General features: G+C 69.2%; 12 protein-coding genes. 5 read left to right on the top strand and 7 right to left on the bottom strand.

From position 1 onward, the window contains the following. Positions 1 to 41 precede the first annotated feature (41 nt). Both ACWJI3_RS00935 and ACWJI3_RS00930 read right to left on the bottom strand, forming a co-directional pair. Entirely contained in the window at positions 42 to 1,637 is a 1,596-nt protein-coding gene (locus tag ACWJI3_RS00935) for an iron uptake porin (RefSeq protein ID WP_480202529.1), read from the bottom strand. A gap of 157 nt (positions 1,638 to 1,794) precedes the next feature. Then, positions 1,795 to 2,004 carry a hypothetical protein gene (locus ACWJI3_RS00930; protein ID WP_255099564.1) on the bottom strand — a complete coding sequence of 70 codons (210 nt, stop codon included), beginning with the start codon at positions 2,002 to 2,004 and terminating at the stop codon, positions 1,795 to 1,797. A 247-nt stretch (positions 2,005 to 2,251) separates the two neighbouring features. On the opposite strand from ACWJI3_RS00930, the gene ACWJI3_RS00925 reads away from it, so the two are divergent. Beyond that, entirely contained in the window at positions 2,252 to 3,304 is a 1,053-nt protein-coding gene (locus ACWJI3_RS00925; protein ID WP_480202528.1) for an imelysin family protein, read from the top strand. Positions 3,305 to 3,333: 29 nt separating this feature from the next. Then, positions 3,334 to 4,656, top strand: coding sequence for a di-heme oxidoredictase family protein (locus tag ACWJI3_RS00920; RefSeq protein ID WP_480202527.1), 1,323 nt, complete (start codon positions 3,334 to 3,336; stop codon positions 4,654 to 4,656). Between the two features lie 74 nt (positions 4,657 to 4,730). Here the strand turns inward: ACWJI3_RS00920 and ACWJI3_RS00915 are convergent, their stop codons facing one another. Then, positions 4,731 to 5,174 (bottom strand): Fur family transcriptional regulator, encoded by a 444-nt coding sequence (locus ACWJI3_RS00915; protein ID WP_480202526.1) that lies wholly within the window; start codon positions 5,172 to 5,174, stop codon positions 4,731 to 4,733. Positions 5,175 to 5,349: 175 nt separating this feature from the next. Between ACWJI3_RS00915 and ACWJI3_RS00910 the strand changes: the two genes are divergently transcribed. From ACWJI3_RS00910 to ACWJI3_RS00900, 3 genes are all read left to right on the top strand, one after another. Beyond that, complete coding sequence (locus ACWJI3_RS00910) at positions 5,350 to 6,390, top strand: metal ABC transporter solute-binding protein, Zn/Mn family (protein WP_480202525.1); 1,041 nt, start codon at positions 5,350 to 5,352, stop codon at positions 6,388 to 6,390. A gap of 111 nt (positions 6,391 to 6,501) precedes the next feature. Beyond that, complete coding sequence (locus tag ACWJI3_RS00905; RefSeq protein WP_094510912.1) at positions 6,502 to 7,269, top strand: metal ABC transporter ATP-binding protein; 768 nt, start codon at positions 6,502 to 6,504, stop codon at positions 7,267 to 7,269. Beyond that, on the top strand, positions 7,266 to 8,093 hold the full coding sequence (locus ACWJI3_RS00900; RefSeq protein ID WP_255099569.1) for a metal ABC transporter permease: 828 nt from the start codon (positions 7,266 to 7,268) through the stop codon (positions 8,091 to 8,093). The genes ACWJI3_RS00905 and ACWJI3_RS00900 overlap by 4 nt, the downstream gene beginning before the upstream one ends. Positions 8,094 to 8,110: 17 nt before the next feature. Here ACWJI3_RS00900 and ACWJI3_RS00895 read toward each other — a convergent pair whose 3' ends face one another. Genes ACWJI3_RS00895 through ACWJI3_RS00880 form a run of 4 tightly spaced genes read right to left on the bottom strand, consistent with a single transcriptional unit; the run spans position 8,111 to position 11,605 of the window. Continuing rightward, entirely contained in the window at positions 8,111 to 9,475 is a 1,365-nt protein-coding gene (locus ACWJI3_RS00895; protein ID WP_480202524.1) for a hypothetical protein, read from the bottom strand. Further along, a complete protein-coding gene (locus ACWJI3_RS00890) occupies positions 9,472 to 10,167 on the bottom strand; it encodes a TIGR03943 family putative permease subunit (RefSeq protein WP_480202523.1) in 696 nt (231 codons plus the stop codon). Before ACWJI3_RS00890 ends, ACWJI3_RS00895 begins: the two co-directional genes overlap by 4 nt. After that, positions 10,164 to 11,141 (bottom strand): permease, encoded by a 978-nt coding sequence (locus tag ACWJI3_RS00885; protein WP_255099572.1) that lies wholly within the window; start codon positions 11,139 to 11,141, stop codon positions 10,164 to 10,166. Before ACWJI3_RS00885 ends, ACWJI3_RS00890 begins: the two co-directional genes overlap by 4 nt. Beyond that, on the bottom strand, positions 11,138 to 11,605 hold the full coding sequence (locus tag ACWJI3_RS00880; RefSeq protein WP_094510917.1) for a 6-carboxytetrahydropterin synthase: 468 nt from the start codon (positions 11,603 to 11,605) through the stop codon (positions 11,138 to 11,140). The genes ACWJI3_RS00885 and ACWJI3_RS00880 overlap by 4 nt, the downstream gene beginning before the upstream one ends. Positions 11,606 to 11,618: the final 13 nt, after the last annotated feature.

Below are 11,618 nucleotides of genomic sequence, written 5' to 3'. Positions count from 1 at the left end.
TCCTGAACACAGAGTCAGCTCACAGCCTCCAAACCCCCGGATCAGAACCGGAAGGTGGTTTTCACCAGGCCACCCAATTGGTTGAAGGTCTCGCCGGAGGGAGTGTCCTGGCCCAGGGGCCGGCTGAGATAGAAGAGGGCGGGCGTCACGGAAATGTTGTCGCTCACCTGGAACTTGTACCACCACTCCCACACGACATTGCCGTCGTTGGGGGAGTCGCTGCCTTCGAGGGCCGTGGCGAAGACCGGCTGGCCCACGGCCATGCCGAGGGCGTTCCCTTTCACGAACACATCGCTCCACTCCAGCCCCACCATCCACGACTGACTGGTGCGCACATCGCCATCCACCTCCTGGCCGTCGTACGACGTGGAGTTGATGCCCCAGCCGGCACTGATCGAGGGCAGCCAGCCGGAGCCGGAGGGTTGCCAGTAGCCGCTGAGGCCGATGGCATTGGTGCTGCTGCTGGGGTTCTCGAAGGCGAGGGCGGTGATGGGCGTGGTGCCGGGCACCCCCACCCCTGACTGGATGTAGCTGTAGATCGCAGCCACGGCCCATTGCTCCTGCGCATAACCGATCTGCACGGTGCCGGTACCGGCGCTGGCGCTGGTGCCGATTCCGCCCTCGCTCGGATTGCCGGCGCTGCCGTTGGCGGCCACGTAGTTGGCGCTCACACTGAAGCCACCGTTCTGCCACCAGAGGCCGGCGCCGGGGCCAAGGTTCTTGTTGTAAGCCGCCGGTGCACCGTTGAGGGTGAGCACGTTCAGGATCGTGTCGCTGGGGTAGACGCTCGGCCACAGGGCGAGCATGTCTTCCTGACCGACGCGGCCACCGAGGGTGGCGGTGAAGCCGCTGCCTAGCGGGAATTGATAGAAGAGCTTGTCGATCGCCACCACATCGCCGCAGTCGGCGTTGTCGCCGCAATCCTCCTGGAACGCCACTTCCAGGGTGGAGAGGCCGCCGGTGGGGCCGGCGCCGCCGAAGGCGCTGTCGGCGAAATTGCCGGCCCGCAGGATCGTGCGCAGCAGATCCTTGCCGCTGAAGCTGGTGTCGAAGCTGAGCTGGAGGTCGTAGCTGAAGGTGGTGGCGCCCACCTCCTGGCGGACCGCCCCTGTTGGAGCACTGCCGCCGAAGGCATTCGCCCCGAGCACGAAGGTGGCCTGGCCGCTCAGCTTGGTGGTGGTGGAGAACTGGCTGGCTTCCAGCTCGCCGACCTTGGCGTCGAGGCCATCCACCCGGCCCTTGAGCACGGCCAGTTCAGCTTCGAATTCCTTGAGCAGGCGGCGCAGCTCGTCGGTCACCTCGGTGATGCGATCGAGGCAGGCGTTGAGCAGGGCGGCGGCTTCCCAGCGGCTGAGGGCCTGCTTGCCGCGGAAGGTGCCGTCGGGATAGCCGGCGACGCAGCCGTAGCGCTCGATCAGGTTCGAGAGCGCCTGGTAGGCCCACTCGGTGGGCTGAACATCTGAGAACTGGTTGATGCTGGTGACCTGGTCGGCGCTGAGGCCATCGGCGGCCTGGCCCGCGGCATAGCGCTGGATGCCCTCCAGGTTGAGCTCCGCCGCGCTGGCGCCAACGGGGGCCAGCGGCGCCAGCAGACCGAGGGCGCCAGGAACGATCAGGCGAAGCAGAGGCTGGGTCATGGAGGGCTGGGGGCAAGGTGAATGAAGCGAAAAAGATAATCGTTATCAAAGCTCTTAGGACTGATCGTGGCCGGTTGCCCTGCCGACCAGTCCAGCCTTGGGGTATCCGCTGCTGATTCCGTCCCCGCAACCACTGTGCGAATCAGCGACTGCTGTCTCAGTCATCGCCATCGTCGTCATCGTTTCCTTTGCGTTTCTCGCCCCCATCACGGTCGTCGTCGCTGTCATCGCGGCTGTCTCGCTCTTCGCTGGCGTCGTCGCGGCCCGGGTTCTGAGGCACCAGAAAGCCAGGGATGAATCCACAACCCGTGGTCGCGGCGATTAGCACCCCGGCGATGAATGAAAGGCTGAGGCGGGATCCGGGCATGGGGCATCAGGGCCAATGGAGACAGATTGTGCGGGCTGAGGAGCGGATGGCATCCCCCGGGCACAGAGCCGGGTGTCTTTGGTGACAGGCTCCGCTGGCGTCAGTGCCAAGACCGGCAGGCCTGCGGCCACTGGCCCTTTGTGCTGGATGCGGAACCCGGTGCCAACCATCACACCGGTGGGTGGCCAATGGGCCCTGCGCTGCACAGCAGCCGGGGGACAGTGCCGACAGCTGTCAGCCGCAGACCATGACGCACATCCAGCTCCGGTGTCGCCGCCTCGCTCTGAGCCTGCCGCTTTGGCTGGGCCTCACCCTGAGTGCCTGCAGCATTCCCAGCACCAACTCCGTCACAGCTGTGCCGACGGATCAGGCGGTTCCGACAGAACAGGCAGTGGTGACGTCCTTCGTGGAGACGGTGGTCACGCCCAACTATGCGCAGCTCGTGAAGCAGACAGCTGCTCTGCAGGACGCCATCCGGCTCCTCACGGACAAACCCACCGAGGCCCATCTCCAGTCGACCCGCCAGGCCTGGCTGGCGGCCCGCCAGACCTGGGAGACCAGCGAGAGCTGGGCATTCGGCCCCGCCGCCACGGAGGGTTTCGACGGGGCCATGGACGACTGGCCGGTGAACCGCAAGGACCTCGCGACTGCTCTGAGCAGCGGACGCTTCAGCCCCGAAACCTTCGCCACGCTCAGTGAAACCGCCAAGGGGTTCCACGGCATCGAATGGGTGATCTACGGCGGGCGAACCGGCAGCCCTCCCAGTGCAGAGCAACTGAGCGCCAACGAACTCGTCTACCTGGGTCTGGCGGCCGCTGATCTTCACAACCAGGCGGAAGGACTGCTGGCCAGCTGGTCGGGGCCGCAGGGCTTCGGGGCACGGAACAGCAGTCCTGGCGAAGCCGGCGCAGCGGTGCAGGAGATGCTGCAGGGAGTGATCGGCCTGCTCCAGGAGGGGGGCGATGAAAAGCTTGGCCAACCACTCAACACACGCGATCCCCACACCCTGGAAAGTGCCGCCAGCGGCAACACCCGAGCGGATCTGGTGGCCAACGTGGAAGGAGCCCGGCGGGTGCTACTGGCTACAGGGCTGCTTGGCCTGATCCGCGGCCGCGATCTGGAGCTGGCCAGCCAGATCGACGCCCAGAGCGCCGCCGCGGTGGCGATGGCCAAGGCCCTGCCCCAGCCGCTCAACGACGCCCTCGCTGATCCCTCCTCCCGTCAGGCGATGCAGCAGCTGATCACCCAGCTGCACAGCACCGCAAAACTGCTGGAACGGTCGGCACACCTACTGTCCTGATGGCTCGCCACTGTTGCAAGAGGCCGCCGATGTGGCGGTTGGTGCTGCCAATGATGCTGGGCCTGCTGGCCTTGCTGGTGGTGCTGGCCATCCGGCTGCAACCCAAGGTGGCGGCGACTGATCCGCAGCGGGCCGCCGGAGTGATGACGGTGGCCAACCGCACATCGGCTTCCTTTGAGCAACCGGCCGCCGGCCTCAGCCCCGCCGAACTCGACCGCCATCTGATCTCCGATGTGCTGTTCGATCGCACCCATGTGCCTCTGGCCGGATCCCCCGGTGCTGGCCTGGGCCCCCGGTTCAATGCCGCCTCCTGCATCGCCTGCCATGTGCGCAACGGCCGCGGCCGACCGCTGATGGGAGAAGCGTTGGTGCGGGTGGCCCTTCCGGATGGCCGGCCCGTGCCGGGCCTCGGTCATCAGGTGAGGGACCGGGCGGTGTTGGGCTGGCGGCCCGATGCGGCTGTACAGGTGGAATGGCAAGCGCAGGGGGGCCTGCGGCGGCCGTTGGTGCACCTCAAAGGGCCGGAAGGCGTTGATCTGGCGGCCGCCAGCGTGGCCCGCTCCTTACGTGTGGCGCCGCCGCTGATCGGCATGGGTCTGCTGGAGGCAGTGCCGGAGACGGTGATCCTGGGCCGCGCCGATGCCGACGACCACGATGGCGACGGCATTTCCGGCCGTCCCCACTGGTTGGTGGCTGACTCCGGTCAGCGGCGGCTGGGACGGTTCGGCTGGAAGGCCCTGGCAGCTTCCGTGCGCGAGCAGACCACCGCCGCCTTTCTCAATGACATGGGCCTGACCACAGAGGCCCTGACCACAGAGGCAGTGCCCGGTTCCGGCCTTGCTGCCGCTGGGCAAGCGGCTGATATCAGCGACGAAGAGCTGACCCTGGTGACCTTCTACAGCCAGACCCTGGGAGCGCCCCGCACCGCCCTGCCGGCCTCCAGCCAAGCGGTGAGGCGGGGCCAGGAGCTGTTCGACTCGCTCCAGTGCGCCAGCTGCCATGTGCCCCAGCTGATCACCGGCCGCTCGCCGCAGGCGGTGGCGCAGGCGCTGCAAGGCCAGACGATCTGGCCCTACACCGATCTACTGCTCCACGACCTGGGCCCCGGCCTTGATGACGGGGTCGCGGAGCAGGGGGCGGCAGGGAGCGAATGGCGCACCGCGCCGCTCTGGGGCGTAGGCCTGACCCAGCGGGTGAACGCCTCAGCCGGTTTCCTTCACGACGGTCGGGCCCGCACGCTTGAAGAAGCGATCCTGTGGCATGGAGGGGAAGCAGAAACGTCGCGGTTGCGCTACGAACAGCTGTCCGTGCAGGCTCGCCGAGAACTGCTGGCCTGGTTGGCGCAGTTGTGAACCCTGGGTTTGGCAAGGCGGCGCTGTGACGGTGTGGCAGAGCCGCCTTTCATGCCGGGCCTTCCGCTTGGCGCTCAGGGAGCGTCGTGGCGGGCCTGGCAGCTGGGGCAGATGCCGAAGAACTCCAGGGTGTGGAACAGCAGCCGGAAGCCGTCCAGCTGCTGGGGTTGCAGGTGGACGTCGTGCATGGGGCAGGCCCGCAGCGGCAGGGTGCGGCCGCAATCGACGCAGGTGAGATGGTGCTCGTCCCGTTCGGTGGGGGCGTAGAGGGCTTCGCCACTGGGCAGATGGCGGCAACGAACCAGCCCGCGCTGCTGCAGCTGGCGCAGGTGCCGGTACACCGTGGCCAGGCCCATGCCATGGGGCGTGCCGCGCAGCCGGGCATGCAGGTCCTGGCCGGAAAGCTCGTGGCCGGCGGCCTGCAGCTGATCGAGCAGATGGCTCTGTTTGGCGTTGAGCGGGCTCTGCTTCAGCGGGCTCTCGTTCTGCGAAACAGGAACGGCTGCCTCGGAAGCCATGGCCAGGTCGACAGCGGGTCAACGCCGATCCTATGGAGCGCCGTGAGAGGGCGGCGCCTGCGCGGCGGCGATGCAGAGGCCGAGGCACGGGCGCAGGCCATACCTAAATGAGTACGATTCTCAATTCGACCCCTCGCCGCTTCGGTGCCGGGATCCCCGCTCTCCTCTGCCTGCCATGCGTCTCCTTCTGCGCCGTGCGGCGGTACTGGCTTCTGCGGCCCTGCTGGTCGCCTGCGGCCAGACCGCCCAGAATCCGGCGGCCAGCAACGGCACCGACCTGCAGGTGGTCACCACCTTCCTGCCGATCACCGGATTCACCAAGGCGGTGGCGGGCGACTGCGCCACGGTTCAGGCACTGGTTCCCACCAATGTTGGACCCCACGACTTCCAGGCCACCCCATCGGATCTGGTGAAACTGCAGAAGGCCGACGTGCTGGTGAAGAACGGCCTGGGTCTGGAGTCGTTCCTCGACAAGCTGATCGCCAGCGCCGACAACCCCACGCTGCGCGTGATCGACACCAGCAGCGGCGTTGCGACCCTGGCCAATGCGGACGAGAAGGCCGCGGAGAAAGGCGATGGTGAGCACGGGCATGACCATGGCCACGACCATGGAAGTGATCCCGCTGGCGAGGCGGCGGGAAGCCAGGAGGCGGCCAAAGAGCACGACCAGGGGCATGATCACGGCCACGCGCACGGCCCGATCAACCCCCACATCTGGCTCGATCCGCTGCGGGCCGTCCAGCAGGTGGAAACGATCCGGGATGGCCTGATCGCCGCCAAGCCCGCCTGCAAGGAGCAGTTCAGCGCCAACGCCGCCAGCTTCACCGCCGAGCTGCAGGCACTGAATGCCGAGCTCGCCGCCCAGCTCAAGCCCTTCGCCGGCAAGACCTTCGTGGCCTTCCACGACTTCGCCCCCTACTTCGCCGAGCGCTACAAGCTCAAGACCGCCTTCGTGGTGGAGGCGCCCGAGCAGAACCCCACCCCGGCCGATCTGCAACGGGTGGCCGAGCAGGTGAAGCAGTCCGATCTCAAGGCCCTGCTCTCCGAGCCGCAGGAAGGCAGCCGCTCGTTCAACGCCCTCGCCGGCGACCTCGGTGTGCGGGTGAGCGTGTTCGATCCGCTCGAAACCGGTCCGGCCGAGGGCGAAAACCCCGGCTACTACACCGTGCAGATGCGCCGCAATGTGTCGGATCTGGTCAAGGCCTTCGGCAAGTGAGCCGGCCCGGACCAGCGGCACTGGTGGCAGCAGCCCACCACCTGGCGGCGCTTCCACCTGCAGCGATCTCCCGGGCGATGGATCCCCCCGCACGGCCGGTAGGCTGAACCCATGGCGGAAATGGTTCTCGAAGTCAGCGACCTCACGGTGCGGCGCGAGGGCACGACAGCCGTGGAGGGGGTGAGCTTCACCCTGGCGGCGGAAACCGACACGGCGCTGGTGGGCCCCAACGGGGCCGGCAAGAGCACCCTCGTGCAGGCGCTGCTGGGCATCCTGCCGCGCCAGAGCGGCCAGGTGCGGCTACTGGGTCGGCCGATGGGCCCCCAGGGCCAGCTGCCCGCTTCGGTGCGGGCCCAGGTGGCTTATCTGCCCCAGTCCTTCACCGTCCGCTACCGCTGCCCCCTCAGCGTGGCCGACTTCGTGGGGCTCGGCTGGGATCCGCCCGGGCTGCAGTTGCCCTGGCGCGGCGGTGAGCGGCGGCGGCAGGCGGTGCGCCAGGCGCTGGCCAAAACCGGCTGCGGCGACCTGGCCGACCGGCTGATCAGCGAGCTCTCCGGCGGCCAGACCAAGCGCGTGCTGCTGGCCTTCTGCGTGGTGCGGCCCCGGCGCCTGCTGGTGCTCGATGAGGCCCAGGCCGGCCTCGACAGCCAGGCGGCGGAGCAGTTCTACGGCCTGCTGTTCGACCTGCGCCGCAGCGAGGGCTGGACGATCCTGCAGGTGTCGCACGACCTTGAGATGGTGCGGCGCACCTGCGATGGCGTGCTGTGCCTGAACCGCAGCCTGCGCTGCTCCGGCCCCCCCGATCACGCCCTCAGCCCCGCCCAGCTGGAGCGGGTCTACGGCCGGGGGTATGTGCCCTACCACCATCACCACCGATGAACGACGGCGTGGCCCTGGCCGAGCTGCTGGCCCTGCCCTTCATGCAGCGTGCCCTGATCGGCGGCCTGCTCACCGGTGCCCTGGGCGGCCTGCTGGGCAGTTTCGCGGTGCTGCGTCAGCTCTCCTTCTTCAGTGATGCGCTCGGCCATTCGGCCCTGCTCGGCATCACCCTCGGCATCCTGCTGGGCCTCAACCCCACCTTGGTGCTGATCCCCTTCGCGGTGCTGTTCGCCCTGGTGGTGAGCCGCCTGGTGGAACGCAGCCAGCTGCCCACCGATGCCCTGCTCAACATCGTTTATTCCTCGTCGCTGGCGATCGCCGTGGTGGCGCTCAGTTTCGTGCGCAGCTACAAGGGCGGCATCCATCAGCTGCTCTTCGGCGACATTCTCGGCATCTCCTGGCTCGACCTGGGGCTGATCGTGGCCCTGCTGCTGACTGCCGTGGGCTACCTGGGCCTCACCCGCCGCGACCAGATCCTGCTCACGCTCGATGAGCCGCTGGCGCTCTCGCGTGGGGTGGCAGTACCGCTGCACCGGCTCCTTTTCATCGTGCTGCTGGCGGTGGTGGTGGCGATCTCGATCAAGGCGGTGGGGGTGCTGCTGATCAGCGCCTTCGTGGTGATCCCCGCCTGTGCCTCCCGGCTGGTGAGTGTTCAGTTCAATGTCTACGTGGCGCTGGCCGCTGGCCTTGGCGCCATCTGCGCCGTGCTCGGCCTGCTGCTCTCCGGCAGCCTGAACCTGCCGTCAGGTCCCTGCGTGGTGCTGATGCAGCTGGTGGGCTTCCTGCTGGCCCTGGCGCTGGCCCCACGGCAACGGCTGGCCTGAGCGGGAGCGGGCGCCCCTCAGCCGGCTGGCAGCCACTGGGCCTGGCGCACCGGCTTGTCGATCAAGGTGAGCTCGAGGCTGAACGGATCGATCAGGGCGGGCTGGGCCTCACGGCGCTGGGGCGGGCCGCCGGCAGGGGTGTCGAGCTCCAGGCGGCGCAGGGTGAGCAGCAACCGTTCGCCGGTGGGGTCGTAGTGGAGGCCGGTGCCCGGCTCCAGCTCCCAGCCGCTCAGCTCTCGGCGTTGCAGCACCGCGCCGTTGCGATCGAGGGCCAGCAGGATCAGCCGCGGCTCAGCGATGCCCTCGATCAGCAGCGCCCACACCCGTTCGCCGCCACGGGAGCAGGCGCTGGCCACCAGCCCGGCGCTGCCGATCCAGAGCGGCCGCGGTGCCTGCCCCGGCTCCACCAGCTCCAGCGAGCGCCGGAAATCGGGCCAGTGCCGCACCAGCAGCGCCCGCCCCGCCACCGGGCAGAAGCTGCTGAGGTCGCGGCTGCCGGGCAGGATCTGGCGGCGTGGTTCCCGCGGCGGCAGGGTGCGCAGCGACAGCCCCTCCCGCTCCGGCACGATCAGCTCACCGCCGCCGGGCAGCAGCGCCACCGGTCCACTGGCCTCGATCTCGAGACGTCGCCTGCCGCCGCCGCGGAACCACTGCACCAGATCTTCCGGCCCCTGGGTCATCGGCGTGGATTGCACCAGCAGATCGCCCTGCCGGTTGCTGCTCAGCTGGGCGTACTGCAGCGCCTCGCGCGTGAAGCGATCGATGCCCGTCTGCCGCACCCGGCCCAGATCGGGCCGCAGCGGTGCGTCCATGGCGGCCACCCACGCCAGGTTGCGCTCCTGCAGGTTGAGGCGCCACACCTGGTGACGCCCCTGGTCGTCCCGGCTCACGATCCCCAAGCCGGAGCCATCGCCCAGCGGCTCGATCTCGGTAATCGAGCTCCACACCGGAGACAGTGCCGTCCAACCACCATCGTGCTGCCGCACCTGCACCTGCTCACCGCTGCCCACCGGCACCACCGCCAGCAGATGGGCGCGCGGATCCCATTGCCAAAGGGCCGGACGCATCGGCAGGCCACGCCGGTCGTCGCCCTGCAGCTGCAGCCGCAACGGGGTGACCAGCCGCTGCCCCTGGCCCGGCAGCAGCAGCAACGGGTTGCCACCGCCCTGCAGATCGAAGCGCAGCGGCGGCTCCAGGCGGGTGCGGGCCGCCACGCTGCCGGGATTCATCGGCCGGCTGAAGCGCAGGTTCAGGGCCGCCGGGCCGGAGCTGGCCGCCGCCTGCTCCAGCGCCAGCAGCCGCGGCGGCCGATGCAGCAGCACCTGCTGCTGGGCGACGGCCAGCAGCACACCAGCCAGCAGGGCCAGGCGCAGGGCCCTCATGGTTCGAGCGGCCGCACCGGCCGGGGGATCGGTCGCACCGACTCCGCGCGGATCACGCTGCGGGTCTGGCCGTCAAAGCGTTCGGTGTCCATCACGCCGCGCAGCTCCAGCCACTGATCGGCCTTTGGCAGCGGCCGGCCCGGGGGCCACAGCACCGGCAGCCCCACCGGCGTGGCATCCACCAGGCAGCAGCGCACCAGCAGGCGAGCCAGCTGGGGACGGTCCCCGGGCACGGGCAGCACGAAGCCGCTGATGCGCACCGGATCGCCCGCATGCAGCTTCGGGTCGGGCTGGCTGCGCAGCAGGCGCACCCACTCGGTGAGGCTGCGCTGGCCCGGCGGCACCACGAAATTCAGGCCCGGCTCATCGAGCAGTTCGCGGTCGCGGTTGGCGGCGAGATCGGCGAACGAGGGCCGCGGTGGCACCAGCAGGACCGCGATCGCCACCACCACGCCCACCAGCAGCACGGTGCGTTGCCGCGGCGTGGGGGCGGCGCCACCCCCTCCCACCAGCTCCAGCAGCGCCACGACCACCAGCACCACGCCGCTGATCCACACCAACGGATGGAACACGGCCCTCAGCAGCAGATCCAGCCGGCCGCTGATGCCGCTCTGGAGCAGCACGGCCCCCCACAGCCCCAGGCCGAGGGGCCGCAACCAGCGGCCGCCGCGCAGACGTCGGGGGAGTGTCACAGCAGCCACAGGTTCACCCACTGACCGATCAGCAGCACGACCAGCACGGCGCTGACGGCCGTGAGCAGGATGGCGCGCGGACGCAGCAACACGCCGAACAGCCCCACCAGCTTGATATCGATCACGGGCCCAAGCAACAGGAAAGCCAGCAGGGCACCCGGGGTGACCTGGGCCGCGAAGCCCAGGGCCAGGAAGGCATCCACGCTGGAGCACACCGACACCACCAGGCTCAGCAGCATCAGGGCCAGGATCGAGAGGGTGGGGGCCCCACCCACCGCGAGCAGCCAGGGCCGCGGCACCAGCGTCTGCACGAGGGCGGCGATCACGCAGCCGAACACCAGCAGGGCCGCCAGCTCGATGAACTCCCGGCTGCCATGGCCCAGGATTTCCGCCAGCGGAGCGCGGGGCGTGCGGCGTGGAGCAGCCGCCAGGGCCTGGGCCGCCAGCGGGTCAGCACCGATCACCCCACTGCGGCGCTCCAGCAGGCTGACCTGGCTGAGCGGCAGCACCAGCCGCCGTTCCTCCAGCAGCGCCGGCTGCAGCAGCGCCGCCTCCGGCAGGCGGGCCAGCAGGGTGGCGAGCACGAGCGCGATCAGCACCGCCCCCACGGGCCGGGCCACCAGCAGCCAGGGCTGGTTGGGGAAGGCGGCCCAGGTGCTGGCCACCACGATCGGGTTGAGCACCGGTGCCGCGAACAGGAAACCGAGCGCCGTGGCCAGCGGCGCCCCGGTGGCCAGCAGCTGACGCGCCACCGGCACATTGCCGCATTCACAGGCAGGCAGGGCAAAGCCGAGCGCGGCACCGGTGAGCGGCCCCAGCAATGGATGGGCTGGCAGGCGCCGCACCCACTGCCCGCCCGGGCTGAGCCAGCGGGCCAGGGTGGAGATGGTGACCCCGATCAACAGAAACGGCATCGCCTCGATCAGCAGGGCCTGAAACAGGGCCCAGGCCGTGGCCAGACGTTCGGGGCTCACAGGACCGGCTGAAACCAGGTGGGAACGGCCTCATAGCAGGCGGCGTTCTTTTCGTTCTCCCGGGCCTCCACCTTCCAGCAACAGGCGCGGCCGCCATCGCGCGCCAGCAGCAGCTCGTTCGCCCACCCCCACACCAGCTCGGCGCTGCTTTCCATGCCCACGTTGTCCATCACACGCAGGTCGAGGGCGCCCTGGCTGTGCAGCGCCTGCCACTGGGGCAGCAGCGGGTCGTCGGCATTCACCAGGAAGGTGTGATCGAACTGAACGGCCAGCCTCGCCTCAAGCGGCTGCAGGGAGGAGAAATCCACCACGAAACCGTTGGCATCCAGCTGGGTGGCCCGGAACCACACGGTGAAGCTGCGGCTGTAGCCGTGCACGAAACGGCAGTGGCCGGGATGGCGCCACTGGCGATGGCAGCAGGGGTAGCCGCTGAACCGTTTGGAGCAGGTGTGGGCCGCGGTCATGGCAGGGGAGCGT

The sequence above is a fragment of the Marcopretia estuarina LEGE 06307 genome (assembly GCF_056633115.1).
This window is presented reverse-complemented; position numbering and strand designations above follow the sequence as displayed.

Coding starts and splice junctions, on each gene's coding strand:
- ACWJI3_RS00880 (WP_094510917.1), bottom strand. CDS start 11,605: ATGACCGCGGCCCACACCTGCTCCAAACGGTTCAGCGGCTACCCCTGC.
- ACWJI3_RS00930 (WP_255099564.1), bottom strand. CDS start 2,004: ATGCCCGGATCCCGCCTCAGCCTTTCATTCATCGCCGGGGTGCTAATC.
- ACWJI3_RS00910 (WP_480202525.1), top strand. CDS start 5,350: ATGCGTCTCCTTCTGCGCCGTGCGGCGGTACTGGCTTCTGCGGCCCTG.
- ACWJI3_RS00915 (WP_480202526.1), bottom strand. CDS start 5,174: ATGGCTTCCGAGGCAGCCGTTCCTGTTTCGCAGAACGAGAGCCCGCTG.
- ACWJI3_RS00925 (WP_480202528.1), top strand. CDS start 2,252: ATGACGCACATCCAGCTCCGGTGTCGCCGCCTCGCTCTGAGCCTGCCG.
- ACWJI3_RS00900 (WP_255099569.1), top strand. CDS start 7,266: ATGAACGACGGCGTGGCCCTGGCCGAGCTGCTGGCCCTGCCCTTCATG.
- ACWJI3_RS00905 (WP_094510912.1), top strand. CDS start 6,502: ATGGCGGAAATGGTTCTCGAAGTCAGCGACCTCACGGTGCGGCGCGAG.
- ACWJI3_RS00895 (WP_480202524.1), bottom strand. CDS start 9,475: ATGAGGGCCCTGCGCCTGGCCCTGCTGGCTGGTGTGCTGCTGGCCGTC.
- ACWJI3_RS00920 (WP_480202527.1), top strand. CDS start 3,334: ATGTGGCGGTTGGTGCTGCCAATGATGCTGGGCCTGCTGGCCTTGCTG.
- ACWJI3_RS00935 (WP_480202529.1), bottom strand. CDS start 1,637: ATGACCCAGCCTCTGCTTCGCCTGATCGTTCCTGGCGCCCTCGGTCTG.